Below are 26,190 nucleotides of genomic sequence, written 5' to 3'. Positions count from 1 at the left end.
AGACACAAGGCCCGTCAGAGAACGTGTCATCTCACCTTAAAGGCCGCCCACGACCTGCCACCAATGCCAAGTTGCTCGTCAGCTGTTAAATTTTTGCATAGCCACGACTCCTGCCTGGCCGGCAGCTACAACAACAGACAAAAACACCAATGAAGATCGAGTGGATAGAGGATTTTCTCGAGCTTATCGAGGCAGGGACTTTCTCCCAGGCGGCGGAACGACGCCACGTCACCCAACCGGCGTTTTCGCGACGCATCAGACAACTCGAGGAGTGGCTGGGAGTCGCACTGATCGATAGGCGCTCCCCACGGCTGGAGCTGACTGCCCATGCGCGTACCTACGAGCCTCAGCTCAGAGAGTGGCTGGCCCGCCTCTATGCCATGCGCAGTCGTCTTCGAAGCGATGCCCGCCAGGGACCCAGGGCCATCCTGACCACCCAGCACACCCTGACCGTCAGCTATCTGCCGCGGCTGTTGCGTCACTTACGCCATCACGCGCCTGAGGTCGGACTGCAGATCACCTCGTCCGACCGCAGCGTATGCATTCGCGACTTTGAGCAGGGCAAGGCCGACCTGCTGCTGTGTTCCGAGCTCGAGGGGGCGCCCCTGTTCGACGACAGCACCACCATCGAACGTCTCGCGCTGGGTGCTGAGCGGCTGCTGCCGGTGTGCGCCCCGGACCACCATGGTGGCCCACTGCACCCGCTGGAGCAGGGACAACGACTGCCGCTGATCGGCTACGACACCGACAGCTTTCTGGGCCAGGCGCTGGCGACCCCCTACCTGCTGGATGCCCAGCGCCGCTACGAGATCGAGCTGGTGTGCGAGACCGCCTTTACCATCGGTATCCGCCAGCTCGCCCTGGCGGGACTGGGTATCGGCTGGCTTCCCCACGGACTGATCGAAGAAGACCTGGAAAGCGGCAAGCTGGTATCGCTACTGGATACGTTAGGTGGGCCCCGGCTGGTGGTGGCCTGCTATCGGCATCGGGACGAGCAGAGGGCCGCGGCACCGCTGTGGCATCTGCTGGAGGAGCGGCCACCGGCGGTATAGCGTTGTCATCAGGACCTGCGGATGGCCTATCCCCCCTGGGGAGCGGCAGACAGGGTGAGTTCGATGGCGTCGTGACGCCAGTACTCATCGTCGCAGTCGATGGCTCGGCCGTTCTGGTCATGATTGATGCGGGAAATGCGCTGGGCGGGACTGCCTCGCACGGCGTTCAGCGCATCGGCGCCGGCGCTGGACAGCACGCAGGTGCCAAGCTCATAGCTGACCCGGCCAACCCGGATGCCGTACTCGCGCCGGTAAAGCTCGGTCAGCGACTCCCGCGCCAGATCGAACTCGAGAATCTGTGGAAAACAGCTTGGCAGTAGATGATGCTCGACGTAGAGCACCCGACGCTCGTCCACTAGCCGGGCACGACAGATTCGATAGACCGGCGCGTGTTCGGCAATACCCAAACGCCGAGCGACCACTGCGGGGGCCATGACCTCTTCGGCACTCAGCAGCAGGGTGCGGGCACTGCGCTGCTGGGAGCGCACCATCTCGTGAAATGGCAGGCAGGCCAGCAAGTCATAGCGAAGCCGTGGCGGCGACACGAACCAGCCGCGCCGATTCTCGCGATAGACCCGACCTTCTGCCTCCAGTGCATTGAGCGCTTCGCGCAACGTGATACGCGTTGTCCCGAAGCGGGTCATCAACTCGCGCTCGCTGGGAAGCCGGCGCCCCTTCTCACTTCGAGCCTCAGCCAGCACCGGTTTGAGGCGCTCTTGCAGCGATCGATCCATGCACATACCGATGTTTAATAAGAGAAAAAATGACGCTCGCCGATCTACACCTATCCTTCTGGTATAGACCAATTGAGCCATACGCCACAGTCTAGTGACTTCACCATGACATCGTGGTGACACTCTTGCCGTCGTAGTGTCTGCCGAAGGCTTCATCGCCAACCAAGGATTGAGACAAGACTGCCATCACACTGACACGGCGCTGTCATGAAGGCTCCTTAGGGTTAGGCACAACGGAAACTGATCTAGACCAGAAACGCACACCGGTTTCCGTCGCCTTCACGCCCCCTGACCCGGAGACCCTCCCGTGATCGTCACTTCTCTGCGTTACCCGACCCTGACCGCCCTGGCCTGCGTTGGCCTGATGTCCACCGCTGCCCAAGCCAGCTCCGCCGAGCTTGAGTCTCTGATCGAGGCCGCCAAGCAGGAAGGCCGCGTCGACAGCGTCGGCATGCCCGACACCTGGGCCAACTGGAAGGACACCTGGGCTGACCTGGACAGCGTCTACGGCCTGGCACACAGCGACACCGACATGAGTTCCGCCGAGGAAGTCGCCAAGTTCAAGGCTGAGGGTGAGAATGCCACCGCCGACATCGGCGATGTCGGCTTCGCCTTCGGTCCCATCGCCGTGCAGCAGGGCGTGACCCAGCCCTACAAGCCCAGCACCTGGGACCAGATCCCTGACTGGGCCAAGGACGAGGATGGTCACTGGATGCTCGGCTACACCGGCACCATCGCCCTGATGATCAACAAGAACCTGGTCGACGAAGACCAGCGTCCGGGCTCCTTCGCTGATCTACGTGAAGGTGACTACTCAGTGTCGGTGGGCGCGGTAGGCCAGGCCTCCCAGGCCAACAATGCGGTACTGGCCGCCGCCTACGCGGCAGGCGGTGACGAAGGCAACCTGGCGCCGGGACTCGAGCTGTTCGCTGAGCTGGCCGAGCAGGGCCGCCTGTCGCTGGCTGACGTGTCCATCGCCAACCTGGAGAAGGGCGAAGTGGAAGTGGCCCTGCTGTGGGACTTCAACGCCTTGAACTATCGTGACCAGATCGACCGTGACGCCTTCGAGGTGGTGATTCCGTCCGACGCCTCTGTCACTTCAGGCTACGCCACCATCATCAATGTACACGCCCAGCATCCCAATGCGGCCAAGCTGGCCCGTGAATACATCCTGTCCGATGAAGGCCAGTTCAACCTGGCCGAGGGCTACGCTCGCCCGATCCGCGCCGAGCACCTGACCCTGCCCGACGAGATCGCCGCCAAGCTGCTACCCAACGAACAGTACGCCAGCGCCCGCCCGATTCAGGACTTCGCCGCCTGGGAACAGAGCGCCAAGGTGCTGCCGCGCCAGTGGCAGTCGGACGTTTTAATCCACCAGCAGTAATCACGCCAATTACCTCCCCTGGGCATCGGGCGACAGCGCCAACCAGCGCTGCTCTCGGTGCCCGCGGTACGAAAGCGTTGCTTGGGCCACCCTGATGGTGGCCAGGAGTCATCATGCAAAACCCTGTCATTCTGGTCGTGCTGGACGGCCTCAATCACGACGTCGGGCGCCATGCCATGGGCCATCTGAGCGCTCTGGTGGAGGCCGGACGCGGCACTACTACCAGCCTCGACTGCGAGCTTCCCGCCATGTCTCGCCCGCTCTACGAGTGCCTGCTGACGGGAGATCGTCCCGTCGACTCCGGCGTCGTGCATAACGCTATCGTGCGCCGCTCACACGGTGTCAGCCTGTTTGACCTGGCTCACGCCCAGGGGCGCACCACTGCCGCCGCGGCCTATCACTGGGTCAGCGAACTCTACGTCAAGGCGCCCTTCGAGCGGACCCGCGACCGCTATCTCGACGATCCTCACGCGGCCATCCAGCGCGGTATCTTCTATTGGCAGGACCACTACCCGGACGACCACCTGTTCAGCGATGCCGAAGCGCTCAGGCAGAGGCACGCACCTGACTTCCTGCTGGTTCACAGCATGAACATCGATGATAGCGGCCACCGTCACGGCGGCGACTCGCCCCAGTACCGCAATGCCGCGCGTCACGCCGACATTGCCCTGGCCGACTACCTTCCCCGCTGGCTGGCCGATGGTTACCAGGTGATGGTGACCGCCGACCACGGCATGAACGCCGATCGTTCACACTCAGGGTTGCTGGCCGAGGAGCGCCGGGTGCCGCTGTGGCTGTTCGGTGACGCCTTTGCCAACCCCGCAGGTCTGCATATCCAACAGACTCACCTGTGCGGCACCCTGGCCAGCGCCATGGGGCTAACCCACGACAAGCCCTTTCACCCGGAGCTGCTTGCGATGACGGCGCAAGGCACGGCCCCGGCACCGTCCCGAGAGAACCTCTCATGACATTGCGCCTGCCGGCCTGGCTGTGGCTACTGCCCTTCGCCATCGTGTTTTGCGCCTTCCAGCTGGCGCCCATGGTCTGGGTCGCCATCAGCGCCTTCAACGTCAATGGCGACTGGGGGTTGGGCCATTTCCAGGAAATCGCCCAGTCCGCGTTCTTTCGCCAAGCCATCTGGAAGAGCCTGACCATCTCGTTGGTATCAAGCGCCATGGGTCTGATCATCGCCACCGTCACCTGTCACGCGCTCATGCGTTCCGGACCGCGACTGCGCCGCGCGATGATCGCCTTCACCAACATGACCTCCAACTTCGCCGGGGTGCCCCTGGCCTTCGCCTTTATCATCCTGCTGGGGGCCAACGGCGTGCTGACCTTGGCACTTCAACAACTCGGCATCATCGAGGACGTGCGCCTCTACTCCACCGGCGGATTGATCGTCATCTATACCTGGTTCCAGATACCGCTCGGCATCCTGCTGCTGTTCCCGGCCTTTTCAGGCCTCAAGGCCGAGTGGCGTGATGCGGCCCACCTGTTGGGCGCCGGACGCATCGCCTATTGGCAGCGGATCGGCCTGCCGGTGCTATGGCCGGCTCTGGCGGGCACCTTCACGGTGCTGTTCGCCAACGCCATGGGCGCCTATGCCACCGTCTATGCGCTGGTCAACACCAGCTACAACCTGATGACGATACGCATCGCCAACCTGGTCGCGGGAGACCTGTTCCTTGAACCCAACCTGGCCAGTGCCCTGGCGCTGGTACTGGTGGTGCTGCTGGTACTGGTCACCCTGGTGCAACAGTGGCTGTTGAGAAGGAGTGCACAGCATGGCTCACGCTGACACCATGCCCGCTCGCCCGACCGCCGCGTCGCTGTCGGCAACCTTTAATCCCTACTCCTGGGTCGTCGGCGGGGTCTTTGCGGTGCTGGCTCTGCCCTTGGTAGCCACACTGGGCTACGCCCTGGCCACACGCTGGGGCGCGACCCTGACGCCAGACGGCCTGACCCTGGCCTGGTTCATCGAGCTGTGGACCACCCCTCGCTTTCTGGCGGCCTTTGCGCGCTCGCTGTTTATCGCCGTGGCGGCTCTGGCGCTGTCTCTGGCGCTGGTACTGCCGGTCGCCCTGTTGGCCCATACCCGCTATCCGCGACTCGATCGCTGGATGAACACGCTGATCTTGATGCCGTTTGCGGTGCCGCCAGTCGTCTCCTCGGTGGGCTTGCTGCAACTCTACGCCGGTGGGCCGCTGGCGCTGGTGGGAACACCCTGGATCCTGATTCCTACCTATTTCACCATCGTCCTGCCGTTCATGTATCGCGCCATTGCCAACAGCCTGAGGGCGGTGGACGTGCAAAGCCTGATGGACGCCGCGCAGCTACTCGGCGCTGGCCCCGTGAAGGCGTTTTTTCTGGTGGTTCTGCCCAACCTGAGAGGTGGCGTGCAGATCGCCGTCTTCCTGTCGTTCTCCTTCCTGGTGGGCGAATTCGTGTTTGCCAACATGCTGGTGGGCACCCGCTTCGAGACACTGCAGGTCTACCTCAACAACATGCGCGGCGCCAGCGGCCACTTCACCAGCGCTCTGGTGATCACCCTGTTCGTCTTCACCCTGATCCTGACCTGGCTGGGCAATCGCCAGGCGGAACACACTATTACGGAGGCCGCACGATGATGGCTGCCACCACTCGCCCCCCCTCGTCAGCGACCACGCCCAAGGCATCACAGGCGGCCTATCGCCAGCAGCCGGCCATCGCGTCAGGCGCCACGGCCGCGAGCGCCTCCCGCCACACCGACCATGCGTCCAGCGGCAACGCGATTTCGCTCAAGGGGCTGGCCAAGCGTTTTGGCGACACCGATGTCTTTGCCAATATCGATGCCGATATCGCCCACGGTGAATTCATCACCCTGCTGGGCCCATCCGGCTGCGGCAAGTCGACCCTGTTGCGGGCGATCGCCGGCCTCACCTCCCTGAATGCGGGCCAAATCCTGGTGGGCGATATCGACATCACTCACCTCCCCCCTCAGCGCCGTGGCGTCGGCATGGTGTTTCAGCACTACGCCCTGTTTCCCAACATGAAGGTGGCTGACAACGTCGCCTTCGGCCTGCGCATGCAGAAGGTACCCAGCGACGAGCGCGCGCGCCGCGTGGACGAGGTGTTACGCCTGGTCGAGATGCAGGACCAGGCCCACAAGTTCCCTCATCAACTGTCTGGCGGTCAGTGCCAGCGGGTAGCGCTGGCAAGGTCTCTGGTGGTCGAGCCCAGGGTGCTGCTGATGGATGAGCCCCTGTCCGCGCTGGACGCCCGCATTCGCAAGCACCTGCGCGATCAGATCCGGGAAATTCAGACATCGCTGGGCCTGACGACCCTGTTCGTGACCCATGATCAGGAGGAAGCCATGCTGATGTCCGACCGGGTGTTCCTGATGCACCAGGGACGCATCCTGCAACAGGACAGCGCCGAGGCCATCTACACCCGTCCACGGGATGAGAACGCTGCCGGCTTCATGGGCCACTACTGTCTGCTTGATGCCGTCGAGGCCGCTCCGCTGCTCGGCTATCGCAGCAAAGCTGGCCGCGTTGCCCTGCGCCCTGAAGCGCTCTACCTGAGCGTGGCGGGCATGCCCCTGGGCGGCGAGCACCCCGAGCGGGTAGGACCTGGCGTGCACGGGGTAGTGCGTCGACACCGACTGCTCGGTAACATCGTGCGCTACGACATCGACTGTGCCGGCGTCAGCCTGACCGTCGATACCCTCAATCGCTCCGCTCGCACCTTGCTGCCGCAAGGCCAGCAGGTGACGGTCCACGTCGATCTCGACGAGGTTCAGGAGCTGGATACATGAATGACCCGACGAGCCCTTGCCCCATGACCACCGATGCCTCCCGTGTGGCGACATCCGAGACGCCTGACGCGCCCATCACTCTGGCCCTGTTCGACCTGGACGATACGCTGCTCGACGGCGACATCACGCGCCTGTGGAGCCAATGGCTGATCGAGCTTGGCTGGATCGACGACGGAGAGGAATATCATGCCGCCTTTGCCGAGCATATGGCGGCCTACGCCGCTGGCACGCTCGACATGGAAGCCCATCTGGCACTGTTGCTGACGCCCCTGACGGGTCGCCGCGAGGCCGAGGTCAGGGAGCAGGTGGACGCCTTTCTCGCGGCCGAGGTGGTACCGCGACTGTTCGCCCAGGGACACGAACGGCTTGCCTGGCACCGCGACCAGGGCCACCGTGTGGTCATTATCTCTGCCTCACCGATCCATGTGGTTGGCCCTGTAGCCGAACGTCTGGGCGCCCACCATGCCCTGGCCACGCGTCTGGAGATCGACGCCGAGGGTCGATATACCGGCCGCGCCCAAGGCATTCGCACCTTCCGTGAAGGCAAGCTTGCGGCTCTGGAAGCCTGGCTCGACGAGCGTACGCCAGCCCTCAGCTACGGCTACTCGGACTCACGTAACGACTTGCCGCTGCTGGAGTTTGTCGACCGCCCCTTCGCCATCAACCCGGATCCGACGCTTGACGCCGCCGCACAGGTCCGCGGCTGGCCGGTGCAGTGGTGGCGGCAGCAAGGCTAAGCGTGGACAAGGCCAGGCGTGGAGTCAGCGGGTGGAAGAGGCTAGGCTGTCACCTACCTTTTGACGTGAAACGAGCCCCCTGAATGACATCCTCCGCCACCATCGCCCTGCTGGGCACCGGCATCATGGGCCTGCCCATGGGCCGCCACCTGATTCGTGCAGGCTATGACCTGCGCGCCTGGAACCGCAGCATCGACAAGGCCGCCCCGCTGGGCGAGCTTGGCGCCACCCTGGTCGAGACGCCCGCCGAGGCGGTACAGGGTGCTCAGGCGGTGGTGATGATGGTGAGCTCAGGCCCGGTGTGCGAGACGCTGTTGTTCGGCGACGAGGGCATCGCCCGTCAACTTGCTCACGGCAGCCTGATCATCGTGATGTCGACCATCGCTCGCAGCGAAGCGGTCGCCTTGGCAGAGCGCTGTCGCGAGCTTGGCCTCGGCTGGGTGGACGCGCCGGTGTCAGGCGGCGAACGTGGCGCTCAGGAAGGCTCGCTGTCGATCATGGCCGGCGCACTGGACGCCGACTATGAACGGGCGAAGCCGATTCTTCAGGCCATGGGCCACCCTCTTCACATCGGCCCCGTCGGCAGTGGCGCCCTGGCCAAGCTGGTCAACCAGCTGACCGTGGCCAGTACCATCGCCGCCGTCTCCGAGGCACTGGTACTGGCGGAGGCCGGCGGCGCCGACCCGGCCAAGGTCCGCCAGGCCATGCTGGGTGGCTTCGCCTACTCGCGTATCCTCGAGCAGCACGGCCAGCGCATGCTGGATGGCGACTTTGCGCCGGGCGGCCCAGCCAAGCACCAGCTCAAGGATACCCACGCCGCCTGCGATGTTGCCCAGGAGCTCGGCCTCGATCTGCCGCTGCTCGCGTTGACCGATCGCCTGTTCAACGACCTGGTCGACGCCGGCGGCGCCGACCTCGACCACAGCGCGCTGCTGCTCGAGATCAAGCGACGCAACGGTATGGATGCCGGTGAACTCGAGCGTTGATGCCAGACGTCAGCGCCGACACTACCGGAACTACAACCTGAGCCCTGGGGCAATGACATCGAGAAACGCCTGGATACGCGCCGACAGGGCGGTGTTGCGGTAGTAGACGGCCTGCACCTGCTCCCGTGGACCACCATGGCGCATCGCCTCGGGTAGCAGGACCTCAAGCTGCCCGCTGGCGATATCATCACCGACCATGAAGTTGGACAGGCAGGCAATGCCCTCTCCGGCGAGGCACAGACGCCGCATCACTTCGCCACTGGAGGTGGACATCGATGGGCTGATCTCGTCATCCATTCCCTCCACCGGCCACCGATTCAAGCTACTGGGAGCGAGAAACCCGATCAGTTGATGCTGTTCGAGCTCCGTCACCGACGTGGGCCTGCCGGCGCGCGCGAGATAGCCAGGGCTTGCCACCAGGTGCAGGCGCGAGCGCCCCAGCAACCGCGCGTGCAGGGTGGAGTCCGCCAGGGCGCCAATCCGAATGGCCACATCGGCACGCTGTTCCAGCAGGTTGATGATGTCATCGCTGGCAGACAGCTCCAGCTCGATACCGGGATAGCGGCGCCGAAACTCCCCGACCAACGGCACCAGTTGATGCAGCACGAAGGGGCTGGCGGAGTCCACCCGCAGTCGGCCAGCAGGCTCTCCCCGTCGCAGCGCCAGCGACTCCTCTGCCGCGTTCAAGCGCTCTAGTCCTTCGCGTACCTCGGCGACAAAGCGGCTGCCCTCATCCGTCAGCGCCACACTGCGCGTCGTACGGTTCAGCAGGGGCACATCAAGCCGCTGCTCCAGCCGCTGGACCGCTCTCGATATACGTGCCACCGGCACGTCCAGGCGAGTGGAGGCGGCACTGAAACCACCGCTATCCACCACCGCCAGCAATAGCTCCAAGTCCTCCGAGCGAGTCTTCATGAGGCCCCTCCTCGTCCATGGAGGCTCACCCTCCTGTTGCCCGCAGCAAAAGCCGCAGCGACTTTCTCGATAACCACAAAGGTGTTTCTCATATAGGCACGTTTATCGAAAAAGTGTCCTCCGCCAGACTGCACGCCGTCAAGTCGTCCCCCGGCGACGCCATCTCACAGGAGAGATACGATGCCTATTGCTCTGCTGGCGCTAACGCTTAGCGCCTTTGCCATCGGCACCACCGAGTTCGTGATTGTCGGCCTGGTGCCCACCATTGCTCAGGACCTTGCAGTGAGCCTGCCCTCTGCCGGACTGCTGGTCAGTCTGTACGCCGTCGGCGTGGCGGTCGGCGCCCCCGTGCTGACGGCACTGACCGGGCGCTTCAACCGCAAGTGGGTGCTGCTCGGCCTGATGACCCTGTTCATTGCCGGCAATCTGCTGGCCTGGCAGGCGCCCAGCTACGGCTCGTTGATCACCGCACGGGTGCTCACCGGCCTGGCCCACGGGGTGTTCTTCTCGATCGGTTCTACCATCGCCACCAGCCTGGTCGCCAAGGACAAGGAGGCCAGTGCCATTGCCATCATGTTTACCGGCCTCACCGTGGCGCTGGTGACGGGGGTACCGCTGGGCACCTGGATCGGCCAGACCTTTGGCTGGCGAGCCACCTTCCTGGTGGTATCGGGACTGGGCCTGATTGCCCTGTTGGGTAGCGCCCTGCTGATCCCCAGCAACCTCAAGCGGGCGGCGCCGGCGACCCTAGGCCAGCAGTTCAAGGTGCTTACCCATCCGCGTCTGCTGCTGGTCTATGCGATCACCATCCTGGGCTACGGCGGCACCTTTACTGCCTTCACCTTTCTCGCACCGATTCTGGAGCAGGCCACCGGTTTCGCTCCCTCCATGGTCAGCCTGATCATGCTGGTCTACGGTGTCTCGGTGGCGTTCGGCAACATTTACGGTGGCAAGCTGGCAGACCAGATGGGGCCGATCCGGGCCTTGACGCTGATCTTCATCGGTTTGGCCGCGGTGCTGCTGGTGCTCAACGTGACCGCCGTCCACCCGCTAGCCGCCGTGCTGACGATTCTGGTCTGGGGCGCCTTTGCCTTTGGCAACGTGCCAGGCCTGCAGGTCTACGTGGTGCAACTGGCAGAGCGCTACGTGCCGGAAGCGGTCGATGTCGCTTCCGGACTCAACATCGCGGCGTTCAACATCGGCATTGCCCTGGGCTCTGTCGTCGGCGGCCAGGTCGTCGAACACCTGGCACTGACAGACACCGCCTGGATCGGCGCGCTGATCGTGGTGGCTGCCCTGGCACTGACCCACCTGTCCGGCCGACTCGACCAGCGTCGTGCAGCACGCCTGGCCAATGCCTGAGCGCCGGACAAGCATTTCGTCTGCTAATTTTTCTTCCGCCCCCTTGAACTGACGACGTTGCCACCGCATGTCCAAAGATGAACATTGGCACGACGTTGCGACGGCCAAGGCCGCCGCTCAAGGAACTGCATCCCCGGGATCACGACAGTGCCCGGGGCCGCTCTCGACAACCAAGGAGCCAAGATGTCAACGCTTATCCCTAACCCCGGCCTCGGTACCTTCCGCCTGACGGGCGACACCCTGCGCCACGCAGTGACCACCGCCCTGAAGCTCGGTTACCGTCACCTGGATACGGCTCAGTTCTATGGCAACGAGGCCGAAGTCGGCTCGGCCATCGCAGCAAGCTCGGTTCCGCGCAGCGAGATCTTTCTGACCACCAAGGTGTGGTGGGATCGTCTGGAGCCAGTGGCGCTCAAGGCCAGCGTCGAGGAAAGCCTGTCCAAGCTCGGCACAGACTATGTGGATCTCCTGCTGATCCACTGGCCCTCGCCGGACGATGAAGTGCCGATGCGTGATTACCTGACCGCGCTGAAAGACGTCAAGGATGCAGGCAAGGCCCGCCATATCGGCGTCTCCAACTTCACCAAGGCGCAGATCGACCAGGCGGTGGATATTCTCGGCAAGGGTGAAATTCTGACCAATCAGATCGAGGTTCACCCCTTCCTGCAAAACCGCGAGCTGGTTGCCCACTGCGAAAAACACGGCATCACCCCCACCGCCTTCATGCCGTTGGCAGTCGGCAAGGTGCTCGAGGACGACACGCTGAAGGCCATCGCCGAAAAGCACGATGCCAACCCGGCACAGGTGGCCATCGCCTGGCTGCATCAGCTCGGCATTCCGACCTTCCCCTCCTCCACCAAGGAGAAGAACCTGAAGAGCAACCTGGAGGCGCTCAAGCTGGAGCTGTCCGAGGAAGAGATGGACGCCATTGCCAAGCTCGACCGCGGCGAGCGCGTCGCCAACCCGGACTTCGCGCCCAAGTGGGATCAGTAAGGCGCCGCGGCTCCAGTGGCTGAATAACGCACTGGGCCGCTACCCGCCAAGGGTTGCTGGCCCATCGGTCCCGGCACGGCCTGAGGCAGGAGCGTAACGCCCCAGGTGGCGGCGCCACGAGCAGACACCTGCTCGTGGCGCCGTTTTTGCAGGCCTCCGCCTTGCCTCTCCGCCTTTCCTTTCAGCTCACCTTCTCAGCTCACCTTCTCAGCTCACCTTCTCAGCTCGCCTTCTCAGCTCGCCCTCACTGCCCCTTTTTCAGCAGCCTCAAGAAAGCGGATCACGTCGCCCTGAAAGTGGCTCAGATGCCGTTTGATCCGTTCATCCGACCAGTCCCACCACGCCAGACGCTCGAGTCGATCGGCGACGCCAGGGTCGTCGAAGCGTGGGCGCAGCACTCGGGCGGGATTGCCCACCACGATGTGGTAAGCCGGCACGTCCTTGGTCACTACACTGCCCGCGCCCACAATGGCGCCGTTGCCGATGGTGACTCCGGGCAACACGATGGCACCGTGGCCGATCCAGACGTCGTGGCCGATGTTGACGCGGTCCGCTTCGCGCCAGGCGAAGACCTCGGGGTCGACGGCCTCGTCGCTGAAGCCAAACTTGCCGGGACGATAGCTGAAGTGGTGCAGGGTAGGCCGCCACCAAGGGTGATTGCTGGGGTTGATGCGCACGCTGGCCGCGATCGAACTGAACTTGCCCACGCGGGTAAACATGACATCGCCATCCCGCTCGATGTAGCTGTAGTCCCCCAGGCTTACGTGGTTGAACACGCAGCGACTGCCCACCTCGGTGAAACGGCCAAGCTGGCTGGCGTGAAGCCGCGCATCATCGGCCACGTTGGGCGCCTCGCTCAGCCGCGTCGAGGCGGGCTGATCCACGGATCGGGCAGGCGCCGAAGAGGTGTCGGGGGAATGGGATTCAGAGTGCATGTGGTGTTGTCCTCTCAGCAGACCGCATCGAGTCGGTGCCAATCTTCCAGCGTCTCGCCATCTCTGGCAAAACGTACCTTGGGCGGCAACGCTACTGGCTCCGCCAGGCGTTCTGCATCCAGCTCGTGGCTGATGTGGGTGAGATAGGCCCTGGGGGGATCGAGCCGAGTAATGATCTCCAGGGCCTGGGTAATATTGTTGTGGTTGCGCGTCTCGCGCTGGCTCGCCGGGTGGCAGGCATCCAACACCACGATGTCGGGCCCCCATTCCCGCAAGAAGCGCTCGGTGGCACCGGGCAAACCGCAGGTATCGGTCAGGTAGGCCAGCCGCGTGCCGCCGTCATCCAGGCAATACCCCAAGGTGGGCTTGCTGTGATTGAGCGGCACCGGCGTGACCGTCATCCCGTCCAGACCCAGCGCCTTGAACGGCTTGAGCCCTGGCTGAAAATCGAGAATGCCGCTGTTGCGATAGAGATCCGCGCAACCGTTGGGATCCTTGGGCCCATACACCGGTATATCGGCGCCGGTCCCCCAACGCAGATGGAACAGGCCCTGAACGTGGTCGGCGTGATAGTGGGTGATGAAAAACGCCGCCGGGCGCTCCAGTTCACAACTGTGAGCCAGATCCATACGCCCGGCATCGAGCAGATAGCGCCTGCCATCGACCCTGACTTCGGCACAGCAGGGACCGCGCTGATGGCTCGAGAACACACGTGCCCTGGTGCAGGCACGGCAGTCGCAGCCAAAGCGAGGCACCTGGGCACTGTCGCCGGTGCCGGTGAAGCGAAACTCCATGGTGATCTCCTGACATCAGGGGCTCAGGCAAAGCCGGTATGGTCTCGAGCCGTCACGACCAGACCGCGCATCGGGGGCAGCACGCGCAGCGGTCTGCGCTCGCCTCGGTCTGGCAGCCGACAGGCTCAGCGGCACGCCGTATCCACCAGGGCTTCCAGCGCCCCCACGCTGACCGCCAGCGCACCACCGTTATCCAGGCGGGCAACGGTCGGATAGTCACGTTCAAGCTCCGCCTCCACCTCGGCATGGCGAGCCAGACGCGCCTCGATCTGCTCGCGGCACTCGCGCCCGCGCTTGACGAGGCGCTGTCTCAGCACCTCGCCAGGAGCGGTCACCACCACCGGCAGCAGCTGGTCGCCGAAGCGCTCCCGGGCCTGGCACAGCGCTCGACGACTACCGTTGAGCAGCACCGTTGCTCCCGACTCGAGCCAGCACTCGACCTCGATGCCCACGCCGTAGTGCAGCCCATGGGCCTGCCAATCCAGGCAGAACAGGCCTCGCCCGCGCCGGGCCAGGAATTCGGCCTCGGACAGCGCCAACGAATCTTCGCCAAGACCACTGGCCCGAGTGATGTAGCGATGGGCCACCAGCAGGTCCGGGCGCTGCTGGCGGAGGGCAACCAGCAGGCTGTCCTTGCCCACGCCACTGGCCCCGATCAGATACACCAGCATCAGTGCACCTGCCTGCCGGCGCTCCACACCCGAGCGACCAGCGGGTGTCCGTCGATCTCGCGTACTCGCAACAGGTCGGCGCGCAGTCCTTGGGCGATGCGCCCGCGGTCATCAAGCCCCACCGCCTCGGCAGGGTGCCTACAGGCCGTCGCCACCGCTCGCGGTAGGTCGTAACCACCTTCCATCGCAGCGATGCGAAAGACGGCATCGAGCAGGGCTGCCGGATAGTAATCGGAGGACAACACATCCAGCACGCCCATGCGCACCAGCTCAGCGGCGGCAATGTTGCCGGAGTGGGAGCCACCACGCACCACGTTGGGCGCCCCCATCATCACCGCCATCCCATGCCGGTGAGACGCTTCCGCGGCTTCACGGGTGGTGGGGAACTCCGCCACCCGGGTGCCATACTCCAGGCTCTCGGCCACGTGGGCGACGGTGGCATCGTCATGGCTGGCCAGCGCCAGCCCACGCTCACGGCACAGCGATGCGATGGCACGGCGGTGGGAGCTCGAGTAGACGGCACTGTTGGCCAGCTGCTTTTCGATAAAGGCTTCAAGGCTGGCGTCGTCCAGGCCGTACTTGCCCTGGTAGTAGATGCGATAGGCGTCGAGACTGGCGAACTGGCGCTGGCCCGGCGAATGATCCATCAGCGAGACCAGCCCCAGCAGCGGCGAGTCCATGAAGCCTTCAAAGCGCGTCAGGGTGTCCGGGTGACACACCTCACAACGCAGGTGCAGGCGGTGGTCGACCCTTGCCATGCCATTGTCATTGATCGCCGCCAGCGACCCCACCATCTCGTCCAGAGCCTCGTGGCGCATGCTTTGCTCATCGACATCACCGATGGATACCGCGTCGAACACCGTGGTGATGCCGCTGGCGGCCATCTGCGCGTCATGGGCCAGCGCCGCCTGACGACCAGGCCAGCTCACCTTGGGCCGGGGCTGAAAGTACTTTTCCATATTGTCGGTATGCAGCTCGATCATGCCGGGCATCACGATATCCCCGTCACAGTCGATCGCCCCGGGGAGCGATACCGGGCCACGCTCGATGGCCTTGATGATGCCATCCTTGATGACGAGACTGCCGCTGATCACCTCGTCGTCGAGCACCAGGCGCGCATTGGTCAGGATCTGATCTTGGCTCATGCGGAAAACTCCCCATCGTTATCGTCGCGACGCCCAGCGCCACCGACCAGCATGTGACCTTCCAGTTCGAGCAAGCGATCGGCCACCCGCTCGCGGACTTCCTCATCGTGGAAGATGCCCAGCATGGCACTGCCACGGGCCTTGGCCTCCTCGATCAGCGTCACCACCACCTCTCGGTTGGCGGCGTCCAGCGATGCGGTGGGCTCGTCGAGCAGCAGCAACGGATGCTCGGCAATAAAGCCACGGGCAATGTTGACGCGCTGCTGTTCGCCGCCGGAGAAGGTACCTGGCGCCAGGTCCCACAGGCGTTCCGGCAGGTTGAGCCGCGCCAGCATGGCCTCGGCGCGGTGGCGTGCTTCCTGCTCGTCGCAGCCCCGAACCAGCAGCGGCTCCATCACCACTTCCCGCGCCGACACGCGGGGTACCACCCGAAGAAACTGGCTGACATAGCCGATCACATCGCGCCGCAGCAGATGCCACGCATGGGCGGGCAGGCCAGCGAGCTCAAGTTCGCCATCATCGAAGTGCAGGGTCAGGCTGCCGCCACTGATGCGGTAGTTGCCGTTCACCATCTTCAACAGGGTGCTCTTGCCGATACCGCTGCGGCCGGCCAGCACCAGACACTCGCCGGGGGACAGGTCCAGCTCGAGTCCACGCATCACGGGCAGTGCCTGGCCGCCCTGGGCGTGCAGCACAAAGGTCTTGTCGAGCCGTCGGGCAGTAAGAAAAGGGGACGTCATCGTCAACTCCTGAGAAACCATCATGGCGTCAGCACCGAGGACACCAGCAGCTGGGTGTAGGGATGCTGTGGATCATCGAGGATCTGGTCGGTCAGCCCGGCCTCCACCACCCGGCCCCGACGCATCACCATCAACCGGTGGGCCAGCAAGCGCGCCACGGCCAGATCGTGAGTCACCAGGATCACCGACAGGCCGAGCTCTCGGGTCAGGGTACGCAGCATGTCCAGCAAGCGAGCCTGGACCGATACATCGAGCCCTCCTGTGGGCTCGTCCATGAACACCAGGCGCGGCTGGGTCACCAGGGTGCGCGCGATCTGCAGGCGTTGCTGCATCCCCCCGGAAAAGGTCTGGGGGGCATCGTCGATACGCTCGGGGTCGAGTTCGACCCGGCTCATCCAGTCCTGGCCGGCGGCACGCAGCTCGCCATAGTGGCGCTGGCCCATGGCCATCAGGCGCTCGCCAACGTTGGCGCCAGCAGAGACCCCCAGGCGCAGGCCATCACGCGGGTTCTGGTGAACCAGGCCCCACTCCATGCGCAGCAGTGCCCTTCTGCGCGCCTCGCTGATGGCGTACAGGTCGAGCTCGGCATCGCTGCCCATCTCGCCCGCCACTCCTGCGCAGCCCTGTTCAGCCGGGTGATAGATCACCTGCCCCTGGTCCGGCTTTTCCAGGCCGGACAGCACGCGCAGCAACGTCGACTTGCCCGAGCCGGACTCGCCGACGATCCCCAGCACCTCCCCCTGGTGCAGGGTGAAGTCGATCTCTTCGCAGCCCTTGCCAGGGCCGTAGAGGCGCTGAATACCGCGAGCCTTCAGCAGCGCGGGCCGTTCAAGCTGTGGACGCTTCATGCCATGTCCTCGCGGCGAGTGTTGCAATAGTCAGTGTCAGAGCACACGAACATGCGCCCTCCCTGGTCATCGGTGATGACCTCGTCCAGGTAGCTGTCGGTCGCGCCACAGATGGCACAGGGCTGCTCCCAGGCCTGGATCTCGAAGGGATGATCCTCGAAGTCGAGGCTCTCCACCCGGGTATGCGGGGGAATCGCATACAAGCGCTTCTCGCGCCCGGCACCGAATAGCATCAGTGCCTCACTCATGTGCAGCTTGGGGTTGTCGAACTTGGGAATCGGCGAGGGATCCATCACATAGCGGCCATCCACCTTGACCGGATAGGCATAGGTGGTGGCGATATGGCCGTGGTGAGCAATGTCCTCGTACAGCTTGACGTGCATCACCCCGTACTCTTCCAGGGCATGCATGACGCGGGTCTCCTCCTCGCTGGGCTCAATGAAGCGCAGCGGCTCAGGGATAGGCACCTGGAAGATCAGGATCTGGTCCGCCCGCAGGGTCTTCTCGGGAATCCGGTGACGGGTCTGGATGACACTGGCCTCGCCGGTGGCCGTGGTCGTCTCGACGCCGGCTACGCGCTCGAAGAAGGCGCGGATGCTGACCGCATTGGTGGTATCGTCCGCCCCCTGGTCGATCACCTTGAGGGTGTCGTCGGCCCCCAGCACGCTAGCCGTCAGCTGCATGCCACCGGTGCCCCAACCGTAGGGCATCGGCATCTCGCGACCGCCGAAGGGCACCTGGTAACCCGGAATTGCCACGGCCTTGAGCAGTGCACGCCGAATCATGCGCTTGGTCTGCTCATCCAGATAGGCAAAGTTGTAGCCGCTGGCCTCGCCTTGGGCGGCGTCCGCGATACTGCTGTTGGCGATCATTGGGCGCACTCCTTGGAAGCGGTGGGCGCTGTGGCAGTGTCTGCGGCGGTGTCAGCACCGCTCGCCTGCGCGTGCCGGGTGTCGCCTTGGGTGCGCTCTGCGTGTTCGCGGCGCAACCGGCGAATCAGGTCCAGCTCGGATTGGAAGTCGACGTAATGGGGCAGCTTGAGGTGTGACACAAAGCCCGATGCCTCGACGCTGTCGGCGTGGGCCAGCACGAACTCGGCCTGCTGGGCGGGGCTCTGAATCGGCTCACCCAGCTCCTCGGCACGCAGTGCCCGGTCGACCAGTGCCATGGCCATGGTCTTGCGCTCGTTGCGGCCGAAGGCCAGGCCGTAGCCTCGGGTGAACTGCGGGGCGCTGTCGCCATTGCCCGCGAACTGGTTGATCATCTGGCATTCGCTCATGACGATCTCGCCAACGCAGATCGGTGCGTCAAAACCCTCGACCTCGATCTCCACCTCCACCGTCCCCTGGCGAATCTCGCCGGCAAAGGGGTGGTTGCGGCCATACCCCCGCTGAGTGGAGTAGCCCAGCGCCAACAGATACCCTTCGTCGCCGCGAGCCAGCATCTGCAGGCGTGTCGCACGATCCACCGGAAAGTCGGGGGGATCACGGGTGATGTCATAGGGCTCGCTGCCATCATCCTGCTCCCGCTCGATCAGCCCCTCCTGGTTCAAGCAGTCGAGAATCTGAGGGCAGGCCTCAAGGTCTTGATCCGCCTGTTCCGGTTCTGCCACGTCACGGTCACCACCCGCCAGCAGCATGAAATCCAGCAGGCGGTGGGTGTAGTCATAGGTCGGCCCCAGCACCTGACCGCCGGGCACATCCTTGAAGGTGGCGCTGATGCGCCGTTCGATGCACATGTCGCTGGTATTCACCGGGCGGGTCTCGGCCAGTCGCGGCAGCGTGGTGCGGTAGGCACGCAGCAGAAACACGGCTTCCACGGTGTCACCGCTGGCCTGCTTGAAGGCCAGCGCTGCAAGCTCCGGGTCGTACAACGAGGCCTCGGCCATGATGCGATCCACCGCGAGACCCAGCTGGTCTTGAACCTGAGCCACGGCCAGCTCGGCCTGCTGACGGTCACCCCGACGGCGATCTGCCATCCAGCGATGGGCATTGGCGATGGCCTTCTCGCCTCCTTTGACGGCAACGTACATCAGGCAATCTCCTCACGGGCAGATGACAGCCCAGGCTGCTCCAGTCCAGGGCCGCTAAGGCGGGTGCTACGGGCAATGGCGGTAAGTTGCGTGCCACAGGTAATAAAGGCATCCAGGCCTCGCGGGAAACGACCACGATTGGCGTGCAGCACGCGCATCAGTGGGCGTACCTGATCGGGATCCCCCAGTCCCAGGCGACGCTCGCCGGGCACGCCTGGCCCACAAAGCTGCCAGTCACCTTGGCTCTCGATGGTCTCGACCATCACGATCAGCGTAGTGCTGCGATCCGGCCAGGCATCGGAGCCCAAGGCAAATTCCTCGACCTGGGTGAGCGTCGTCGGCGTCACCAGCGCGAAGTCAGCGTTGGCCGGGTCCGGTGTGACCCGGGCGCCGGTATGAAAGGCCAGGGCTGCCGCGAGGCCTGCCCCGGAAAGCGTGGCATCGATCCAGACTCGGGTTTCCAGATCACACAGGGCCAGCAGCGTCCCCCAGGCGGCCGGCGAAATCGCTGCTCCCGGCGGCAGCGACGGCAACGCCATGCTGGTCAAGGTGCCCGGCTCCGACATGCACCCCAGCAAGCGCCGAAAGCGCTGCTGGGCGTCGTGCACAGCATCGGACAGGCCTGGCCAGTCGTGTGGTCTGACGCTTTCCTCGCGTGGTGCTGTCATGTTCATTCGCCCCTTACCATGGTGAAGAAGTCGACGCGCGTGGCAGCAGACTGGCGCGACGCCTGTTCGCGTTGCTGTGATAGTTCTTGCGCCAGCGGCGCCATCAGTTCGCTGTCGATGCGCCGGGCCCAGTGGTCGTGTCGCGCACAGGCATCGACCAGCGCGATCAGTTCAGCGTGGGCCTTGTCTCGGCCGCGGACCCAGCCATGTCCCAGCGAGCCGTCGTCCAGGGCCACGCTGGCTCTGGTCAATGTCATCTCACCCAGGTTGAAGGCGGAGCCACTGCCGCCCATGCGCCCGCGTACCATGGCCATGCCGGTTTCTGGTCCGCGCACACAGCGATGTCTCGCCTGGATGCCCAGTGACTGCCAGCCTTGGGCAAGGCGTTCGAAGGGCGTCAACGCCAGCAGGCGGTGACGTTGCATTGGGGTCATGGTCGACGTCATGAGAGAGCCTCGTCGTCTTGAAACTGCGGACGTTCGTCCGTCGGAAAGTCGAAGTGGTAGGCAACACGATCGGCGCGAGCGCGACTGACGGAGATTTCGACCAGCCGCCCCTCCTCGTCGACGTTGTCACTGGTCAGCACCATCAGTGGAGCCTGCCGCGGGCAGCGCAGCAGCCGACTGTCAGCGTCATCGGCCTGGACAGCTTCCAGCCGCACCCTTGAGCGGCTCAGCCGCAGCCCATAGTGTTGATCCAGCAGTGCCCGGGTAGAGCCACCGCGATAGCGGTCTTGCCAACCGGGCACCCGTCGCGGGTCGAACCAGTGGCGCAAGCGCAGCAGCGGCGCTTCATCCACGTAGCGCACCGTGTCGACACACAGCAGGCTGTCCCCCGGGGCGCAGCCGAAGCGCTGTGCAATGGCTTCCGGGGGCACCACCATCGCCTGGGTCAGGCAGCAGGTCTCGGTCGCCAGGCCCAGCTCAGCCAGGTTGTGCGTCACCTTGCTGGCGGCATTCACCGCATAGTCCAGGCGGCGATCCACCACCTGGGTGCCACGCCCCTGATGGCGTGTCACCATTCCAGCAGCCACCAGTTCGTCCAGCGCCCGACGCACGGTGTGACGGTTGACGCCGAAGCGTCGTGCCAGTGCCGCTTCGCTGGGCAGCAGGTCGCCGGCGCGATAGCTCCCGCGCACTTCCCTGGACAACACATCGGCAAGCATGCGGTAGCGCGGCAGCCCTGCGGCTTCGGCAACTTGTCTAGACATCTTCACTCCAAAAAAAGAAGGCGATGTAGCACAACCGTGTGGAGCTGATAGTGGTCGTGGCGCAAGCTGCCAAGACCGCGATCAGATAAAGCGTTTACGCACCAGCTGTGATGCCATGTCCAGGGAGGTCACGGCGACGATGATGACCAGCATGATGGTGGCGGTTTCGGCATACTGAAATCCGCGCATGGTTTCCCACAGCGCCACGCCAATGCCACCGCCGCCTACCATCCCGAGCACCGTGGCCGAACGAATGTTGGACTCGAAGCGATACAGGCTGACCGAGATCCACAGCGGCAATACCTGCGGGATCAGACCAAAGATGATCTCCTCGATACGCCCGGCACCGGTCACCCGTATGCCCTCCATCGGGCCCGCTTCAGCGGCTTCCACCGCCTCGGAGAACAGCTTGGCGAGAACGCCGGTGGTGTGCACGAACAGCGCCAGGGTGCCGGCAAAGGGCCCCAGCCCTACGGCCACCACAAACAGCATGGCAAATACCAGCTCGTTGATGGCACGGGTGGCATCCATCAGTCGGCGCACCGGCTGGTATACCCACCAGGGCACCAGGTTCTCGGAGCACAAGAGGCTCGCTGGAATCGCCACCAGAATGGCCAGCAGGGTGCCCCATACCGCGATCTGAATCGTCACCAGCATCTGCTCAATGTAGTGATCCAGGTTGCCCAGCGCAGGCGGGAAGAAGTCGCCGGCCAACGTTGCCATGTTGCTGGCATTGGTAAACAGCAAGCTGGGCTGCATCTCGACGCCCTGCCAGGACCAGGCCAATACCGCCAGGCCCAGACCCCATAGCGCCAACGTGGTCCAGCTGCGCTTGGGCGGCATGCTGATACCGGATAATTGGGTTTGAGTGCTCATGCGCTCTCCACAGAGGGCTTAAGTCATGCGCTGTCACGAACGGCGCTGAAACCGAGGCCGGGCCGCCGACAGACGGCCCGGCGAACCATCAACCTGCGTTGGCGGCGGCGTCTTCGGGCATTGCCTCGGCCGCCTGGATGGCCTTCATGCGCGTATCGAGGTCATCGAGTTGGCCATCGATCTCGGCCAGACGGGCCTCGCGGTCCCCTTCACTCAGGCTGTCATCCTTGGCCACTTCAGAACGCTCCTTGAACAGGGCCAACTGACGGATCGGCAGCAGCTGATCATTGCTGGAAGCGACAAATTCGGCCCATTGCAGCGGCTCGAGGATGGCCTGCTCGTCGGCATCGTCGCCATAGCTCATGAAGAACTCACGCAGGGTGTCCTTGGTGGCCTCATCCAGATCGCTACGCCACACCAGCGGATCGGACGGGATCAGCGGCGACTTCCAGATCACCCGCAGCTGCTCGGCCTTGTCGGGCGCCGTCACTTCCAGACGCTGCATGCCTTCGGTGTTGAAGGTGGCCACGTCGACCTGCTTGTTGGCCACGGCCAGTGCGTTGGTCTCATGACTGGAATTGAGCGTGCGCTTGAAGGCGGTAGCGGCGTCGACGCCATTCTTGGCAAAGACGTAGTAGCCCGGTACCAGGAAGCCGGAGGTGGAATTGGGATCACCGTTGCCGAACACCAGATCGGAGGCATTGGACAGCACGTCGTCGACGTCATGCAGGTCGCTATCCTGGTGGGCGATCATCAAGCTCCAGTAGCCGGGGGAGCCGTCAGCGGCCACGGTCTGGGCGAAGATCTCGCCTCCTGCACGGTCCACCGCCTCCATGGCCGCCTTGTTGCCGTACCAGGCCAGGTCAATCTGGCCAAATCGCATGGCCTGGATCACCGCAGCGTAGTCAGTGGCGAAGAACGGCTCGACCTCCATCCCTACCTGCTCGGACATGTCCTCGAGGAAGGGGTCCCACAGCGGTGCCAGGTTCTGGCTCGCTTCGGTGGAGATAATGCCGAACTTGAGGGTATCGGCGGCCGCCAGCTGAGTGACGGCAGCAAGACCAAGACCTGCCATCAGCGGCAGCGACAGGCGGCGAACATTAGCAAAAAGCATGGGTATCTCCTGGGGGGGTGCAGGGGGTGTTCTAGATGAGAGGTGATGCAGTCGTTGTCGGTATCACGTTGGATTGCCGTCAGCCGTCCGAACTAGACATGCGCCGCCACCGCGGGCTGGGCATGGGCCGGCTCTCGGGTCGGCGATGGCAGGTCGGGCTGGGCGCCGGAACGAAGCTCATCGAGCCCGGCGTTTTCGTACAGGGTGCTGAGGCGCGCATCGGTCAGCTCAGTAGTCTTGCCGTCGAAATACAGCCGACCATCCTTGAGCGCGATGGCGCGATGACAGTAACGCCGGGCGATGTCGACTTGATGCAGGGTGATGACGACCGTACGACCGTCCTCGGCATGAATTCGCTGAAGAATCTCCATCACTTCACGGGCACTTCGCGGATCCAGCGATGCAATGGGCTCGTCGGCGAGAATCACGTCGGCGTCCTGCATCAATACCCGCGCGATCGCCACGCGCTGCTGCTGGCCACCGGAGAGCGTATTGGCGCGCTGATAGGCCATGCCCTCCAGGCCGACCCGGGCGAGGCACTCAAGCGCCCGCTGCTTCTCTTCCTGACTGAAGCGCCCGCTGAGCGCGCGCAGGCGAGGCATGCGCCCCAGCTGCCCGATCAGCACATTGGTCAGCACACTCAGGCGATTGACCAGGTTGAACTGCTGGAAGATGTAGCCAACACGGCAGCGCTGGCCACGACTGGCACGCTTGATCCGGCCACTGGCCTGTACCTCACGGCCCAGCAGGCTCACCCGACCGCCGGTATGTCGGTTACAGCAGGTCAATCCGACCAGGTGGCGCATCAATGTCGACTTGCCGGAACCGGAGGGACCGATCAGGGCAACGATGTCGCCTGGGGTGATCTCGAAACTGACGTCCTCGAGCACTTGGCGATGGCCGAACGTCTTGTTGAGTCGCTCGACGACGATGGTGGGGATGGACATGATGCCTCTCCTCTTGGAATGGCATCAGTCTGCAGGCGGCAGGTTAAGGCATGTTGTCTAGACAATGTCATTGATGTGACAAATTCACCCGGACGCATCGACGTCAGCCCAGGCCTTTTCAGACAATTATTTTAAAAAACAGGACATTAAATATTGGCGTCACTGTGCTGTAACGCAAATGCCACCGCACAGCCATATTCCGCTCGAGCGCTGTCCGTGTTCGCTTGAGGCGACGACTCACGGCGGTGCAGCGATGAGCTGGCGTGCTGTTCAGGCGATCGGATACCCGCCGAAGGTGGCCTGACAGGAGCAAGGGATACCCGGGATAGCGCCAGGCCATGGGCATGATTGGCAGGTTCAAAGGGAAAGTTCTGGCAACCGCGACCAGACTGACAGACAGCGCACCTGAAAGAGGCAGCGTCCCTGTGAAAGGTAACGTCCCTGTAAAAGGTAACGTCCCTGTGAAAGGTAACGTCCCTATGCGAGACAGCCTATGCAGCATCTGAGCCTGGAACCCAGCGCGCTGGAAGTCACCGACCTGGCCACCATGCATCGTTTCTTCGAACAGGTGCTGGAACTGCGGCCATTGGTGGTGAGCGCCACAGGCGTCACTCTGGAGCTAGGCGGTGGGGACACGACTCACGTGCTGATGCTGCTTGCCAGCACGACGCCGACCCCACCGCGCACCATTAATCTGGAGGTCAGTGCAGCGGACTTTCCCAGGCTGCGCCAGCGCCTGGAGCAATGCGGAGACGCCTGCGGGTGGGTGAGAAGCTGGGATGCGCCCGACAGCGCCTCGCCCCAATGCGCCTTCCGAGTCGTGCTGTGCCGGCTTCCGGAAGGCCATTGGCTGAGGCTGACCGCCATCGACCCCAGCGCGTGCCGGCATGTCACCTTAGCCCGCACCCAGCGCGATACTCCGCGCCGGTGATCCGTCAGTCGAACCCCTCATCCAGCGCCTCATCATCGTCCTGTAACAGGCGTTTGCGGCGCTCATCACGCTGCTTCTGCACCCGATTGTTGCGATAGCGTCGCGCCACGGCCACAGCCAGCGCCACAACCAGCATGAGCAGCAACGTCAGGCCTTGCCACGGCCGCGGTGACTCCAGGGTCGAGCCGAGCACGAAGATCATGATGAAACCCAGCGCCTGACTACTGATGGCCAGCGCGCGCAGAGGGTCGAAGGTCTTGGGTGAGGGCATCACGCATCCTGATAAATGAGGGACTGGCGGCCTGACGCAAGATGACAGCGCCCGACGAGCGCAGTAGCCTTGCCGAATCGGGTTCGCCCAGTGTACCTGCTCGCTATCGACTTTTCGTGCCCTCGCGTTGATCAACGGAGCCTTCCCCGCCATGGATGCCATCGCCATTGGTCCGGTGCTAGTGAGCCTGCCCCGGCTCTACGCACTCGCCATCACCCTGCTGCTGCTCGCGGCCAGCGCCTTTCTGCTGGGGCTTCCACGCCGCCGTCATGGTCGCTGGTTCAACGGCCTGATGCTGGCCTGGTTGCTCGGTGCTCGTCTCGGCCATGTGGTGATGCATTGGGAGGCGTATCGGGACGACTGGCTCGATATCGTGAGCCTGTGGCTGCCTGGCTATAGTGCCGTGTGGGGGCTGGCTGCCGCGGCCCTCTGGACCCTGTGGGCGCTGCGTGATCGCATGGCCGCCCTGCTGGGCGCTCAAGGCCTGACCCTGCTGGCGACACTTGGCTGGCTGGCGCTGGTCAGCTGGGCCCCGCTGTCCGCCAGCCCTGCTCCGCAGCAGGTGCCAGAGCTGACCCTGGAAGATGTCGACGGAGCGCCTATCGCCTTGCGTACGCTGACGGGCGACGCTGCCGGCAAGCCCATGATTATCAACCTATGGGCGACCTGGTGCCCCCCATGCCGGCGGGAGATGCCGCTGCTGGCCGAGATCGATCAGCGCGATGATGTCACCGTGATCATGGCCAATCAGGGCGAGCCGCTCCTTCAGGTCACCCGCTATCTGGATCAGGCCGACCTCGACTTCCGCTACGCGCTGCTCGACCCGCGTCAACAGCTGCTGGCCGCAAGCCAATCCCCTGGCTTGCCGACGACCCTGCTGTTCAGTGCCGATGGCAAGCTCCTCGAACGCCATGTGGGGGAGCTGACGCTGCCCCTGCTGGATGACTGGCTGAATCGCTGAGCAGCTGCCACGCTCTTCTTATACTGCAGGTGAAACGCACCCGCAGTCTCAGGACCGAGGCGGCCACCCCGCCTCGGCCCGCCCATCT

At 64.1% G+C, this 26,190-nt stretch carries 29 protein-coding genes; 12 read left to right on the top strand and 17 right to left on the bottom strand.

Annotation, left to right across the window (positions count from 1 at the left end):
- Positions 1-149 precede the first annotated feature (149 nt).
- On the top strand, positions 150-1,052 hold the full coding sequence (locus KUV86_RS14290) for a LysR family transcriptional regulator (protein ID WP_222483816.1): 903 nt from the start codon (positions 150-152) through the stop codon (positions 1,050-1,052).
- 26 nt (positions 1,053-1,078) lie between these two features.
- Here KUV86_RS14290 and KUV86_RS14285 read toward each other — a convergent pair whose 3' ends face one another.
- Positions 1,079-1,786 (bottom strand): UTRA domain-containing protein, encoded by a 708-nt coding sequence (locus KUV86_RS14285; protein WP_261317537.1) that lies wholly within the window; start codon positions 1,784-1,786, stop codon positions 1,079-1,081.
- Between the two features lie 307 nt (positions 1,787-2,093).
- Between KUV86_RS14285 and KUV86_RS14280 the strand changes: the two genes are divergently transcribed.
- The 7 genes from KUV86_RS14280 (at position 2,094) to KUV86_RS14250 (ending at position 8,689) form a co-directional block, all read left to right on the top strand.
- Complete coding sequence (locus KUV86_RS14280) at positions 2,094-3,170, top strand: ABC transporter substrate-binding protein (protein WP_224908896.1); 1,077 nt, start codon at positions 2,094-2,096, stop codon at positions 3,168-3,170.
- Positions 3,171-3,283: 113 nt separating this feature from the next.
- Entirely contained in the window at positions 3,284-4,138 is an 855-nt protein-coding gene (locus KUV86_RS14275) for an alkaline phosphatase family protein (RefSeq protein WP_222485226.1), read from the top strand.
- On the top strand, positions 4,135-4,968 hold the full coding sequence (locus KUV86_RS14270) for an ABC transporter permease (protein ID WP_222485224.1): 834 nt from the start codon (positions 4,135-4,137) through the stop codon (positions 4,966-4,968). Before KUV86_RS14275 ends, KUV86_RS14270 begins: the two co-directional genes overlap by 4 nt.
- A complete protein-coding gene (locus KUV86_RS14265) occupies positions 4,955-5,797 on the top strand; it encodes an ABC transporter permease subunit (RefSeq protein WP_222485222.1) in 843 nt (280 codons plus the stop codon). Before KUV86_RS14270 ends, KUV86_RS14265 begins: the two co-directional genes overlap by 14 nt.
- A complete protein-coding gene (locus tag KUV86_RS14260) occupies positions 5,794-6,966 on the top strand; it encodes an ABC transporter ATP-binding protein (protein WP_261397650.1) in 1,173 nt (390 codons plus the stop codon). Before KUV86_RS14265 ends, KUV86_RS14260 begins: the two co-directional genes overlap by 4 nt.
- Positions 6,963-7,703, top strand: a complete 741-nt coding sequence (locus KUV86_RS14255) for an HAD family hydrolase (protein WP_261397649.1) — start codon at positions 6,963-6,965, stop codon at positions 7,701-7,703. The genes KUV86_RS14260 and KUV86_RS14255 overlap by 4 nt, the downstream gene beginning before the upstream one ends.
- A gap of 83 nt (positions 7,704-7,786) precedes the next feature.
- Positions 7,787-8,689 (top strand): NAD(P)-dependent oxidoreductase, encoded by a 903-nt coding sequence (locus KUV86_RS14250; protein ID WP_206944084.1) that lies wholly within the window; start codon positions 7,787-7,789, stop codon positions 8,687-8,689.
- Between the two features lie 30 nt (positions 8,690-8,719).
- On the opposite strand, the gene KUV86_RS14245 is transcribed toward KUV86_RS14250, so the two are convergent.
- Positions 8,720-9,604, bottom strand: coding sequence for a LysR family transcriptional regulator (locus KUV86_RS14245; RefSeq protein ID WP_206944100.1), 885 nt, complete (start codon positions 9,602-9,604; stop codon positions 8,720-8,722).
- 180 nt (positions 9,605-9,784) lie between these two features.
- On the opposite strand from KUV86_RS14245, the gene KUV86_RS14240 reads away from it, so the two are divergent.
- Entirely contained in the window at positions 9,785-10,966 is a 1,182-nt protein-coding gene (locus KUV86_RS14240) for an MFS transporter (protein WP_222485221.1), read from the top strand.
- Between the two features lie 183 nt (positions 10,967-11,149).
- Positions 11,150-11,959 carry a 2,5-didehydrogluconate reductase DkgB gene (gene dkgB / locus KUV86_RS14235; protein ID WP_222164114.1) on the top strand — a complete coding sequence of 270 codons (810 nt, stop codon included), beginning with the start codon at positions 11,150-11,152 and terminating at the stop codon, positions 11,957-11,959.
- Positions 11,960-12,192: 233 nt separating this feature from the next.
- Here the strand turns inward: dkgB and KUV86_RS14230 are convergent, their stop codons facing one another.
- From KUV86_RS14230 to phnC, 14 genes are all read right to left on the bottom strand, one after another.
- Positions 12,193-12,894 (bottom strand): DapH/DapD/GlmU-related protein, encoded by a 702-nt coding sequence (locus KUV86_RS14230; RefSeq protein WP_222485220.1) that lies wholly within the window; start codon positions 12,892-12,894, stop codon positions 12,193-12,195.
- 14 nt (positions 12,895-12,908) lie between these two features.
- A complete protein-coding gene (phnP, locus tag KUV86_RS14225) occupies positions 12,909-13,688 on the bottom strand; it encodes a phosphonate metabolism protein PhnP (RefSeq protein ID WP_222164116.1) in 780 nt (259 codons plus the stop codon).
- 125 nt (positions 13,689-13,813) lie between these two features.
- The gene (gene phnN, locus KUV86_RS14220) at positions 13,814-14,359 is read right to left on the bottom strand and encodes a ribose 1,5-bisphosphokinase (protein ID WP_222164117.1); all 546 of its coding nucleotides are present in this window, start codon (positions 14,357-14,359) and stop codon (positions 13,814-13,816) included.
- A complete protein-coding gene (locus KUV86_RS14215; protein WP_206944112.1) occupies positions 14,359-15,504 on the bottom strand; it encodes an alpha-D-ribose 1-methylphosphonate 5-triphosphate diphosphatase in 1,146 nt (381 codons plus the stop codon). The genes phnN and KUV86_RS14215 overlap by 1 nt, the downstream gene beginning before the upstream one ends.
- Complete coding sequence (gene phnL / locus KUV86_RS14210) at positions 15,501-16,244, bottom strand: phosphonate C-P lyase system protein PhnL (protein WP_222483835.1); 744 nt, start codon at positions 16,242-16,244, stop codon at positions 15,501-15,503. The genes KUV86_RS14215 and phnL overlap by 4 nt, the downstream gene beginning before the upstream one ends.
- Positions 16,245-16,264: 20 nt before the next feature.
- A complete protein-coding gene (gene phnK / locus KUV86_RS14205; RefSeq protein ID WP_222164120.1) occupies positions 16,265-17,092 on the bottom strand; it encodes a phosphonate C-P lyase system protein PhnK in 828 nt (275 codons plus the stop codon).
- Entirely contained in the window at positions 17,089-17,964 is an 876-nt protein-coding gene (locus KUV86_RS14200) for an alpha-D-ribose 1-methylphosphonate 5-phosphate C-P-lyase PhnJ (protein ID WP_206944120.1), read from the bottom strand. Before KUV86_RS14200 ends, phnK begins: the two co-directional genes overlap by 4 nt.
- Positions 17,961-19,124, bottom strand: coding sequence for a carbon-phosphorus lyase complex subunit PhnI (locus tag KUV86_RS14195; protein WP_222164122.1), 1,164 nt, complete (start codon positions 19,122-19,124; stop codon positions 17,961-17,963). Before KUV86_RS14195 ends, KUV86_RS14200 begins: the two co-directional genes overlap by 4 nt.
- Complete coding sequence (gene phnH / locus KUV86_RS14190) at positions 19,124-19,792, bottom strand: phosphonate C-P lyase system protein PhnH (RefSeq protein WP_222485219.1); 669 nt, start codon at positions 19,790-19,792, stop codon at positions 19,124-19,126. Before phnH ends, KUV86_RS14195 begins: the two co-directional genes overlap by 1 nt.
- Before the next feature lie 2 nt (positions 19,793-19,794).
- Positions 19,795-20,226 (bottom strand): phosphonate C-P lyase system protein PhnG, encoded by a 432-nt coding sequence (gene phnG / locus KUV86_RS14185; RefSeq protein ID WP_206944126.1) that lies wholly within the window; start codon positions 20,224-20,226, stop codon positions 19,795-19,797.
- Positions 20,227-20,234: 8 nt separating this feature from the next.
- Positions 20,235-21,002: a phosphonate metabolism transcriptional regulator PhnF gene (gene phnF, locus KUV86_RS14180; RefSeq protein ID WP_206944128.1), complete on the bottom strand. Its 768-nt coding sequence runs from the start codon at positions 21,000-21,002 to the stop codon at positions 20,235-20,237.
- Between the two features lie 81 nt (positions 21,003-21,083).
- On the bottom strand, positions 21,084-21,878 hold the full coding sequence (gene phnE / locus KUV86_RS14175) for a phosphonate ABC transporter, permease protein PhnE (protein ID WP_222485218.1): 795 nt from the start codon (positions 21,876-21,878) through the stop codon (positions 21,084-21,086).
- An 88-nt stretch (positions 21,879-21,966) separates the two neighbouring features.
- A complete protein-coding gene (gene phnD, locus KUV86_RS14170; protein WP_206944132.1) occupies positions 21,967-22,992 on the bottom strand; it encodes a phosphonate ABC transporter substrate-binding protein in 1,026 nt (341 codons plus the stop codon).
- Positions 22,993-23,084: 92 nt separating this feature from the next.
- The gene (phnC, locus tag KUV86_RS14165; protein WP_222164125.1) at positions 23,085-23,939 is read right to left on the bottom strand and encodes a phosphonate ABC transporter ATP-binding protein; all 855 of its coding nucleotides are present in this window, start codon (positions 23,937-23,939) and stop codon (positions 23,085-23,087) included.
- 493 nt (positions 23,940-24,432) lie between these two features.
- Between phnC and KUV86_RS14160 the strand changes: the two genes are divergently transcribed.
- On the top strand, positions 24,433-24,870 hold the full coding sequence (locus KUV86_RS14160; RefSeq protein ID WP_206944135.1) for a hypothetical protein: 438 nt from the start codon (positions 24,433-24,435) through the stop codon (positions 24,868-24,870).
- 4 nt (positions 24,871-24,874) lie between these two features.
- Here KUV86_RS14160 and KUV86_RS14155 read toward each other — a convergent pair whose 3' ends face one another.
- Positions 24,875-25,141, bottom strand: a complete 267-nt coding sequence (locus KUV86_RS14155) for a hypothetical protein (RefSeq protein ID WP_206944136.1) — start codon at positions 25,139-25,141, stop codon at positions 24,875-24,877.
- Positions 25,142-25,292: 151 nt separating this feature from the next.
- On the opposite strand from KUV86_RS14155, the gene KUV86_RS14150 reads away from it, so the two are divergent.
- Positions 25,293-26,102 (top strand): TlpA family protein disulfide reductase, encoded by an 810-nt coding sequence (locus KUV86_RS14150; RefSeq protein ID WP_222239081.1) that lies wholly within the window; start codon positions 25,293-25,295, stop codon positions 26,100-26,102.
- The last annotated feature ends 88 nt before the right edge of the window (positions 26,103-26,190 follow it).

The organism is Halomonas sp. DP8Y7-3 (assembly GCF_019801675.1).
Classification (GTDB): Bacteria; Pseudomonadota; Gammaproteobacteria; order Pseudomonadales; family Halomonadaceae; genus Halomonas; species Halomonas litopenaei_A.
The sequence above is the reverse complement of the archived record's forward strand: the minus strand, read 5'-3'. Positions and strand labels throughout refer to the sequence as shown.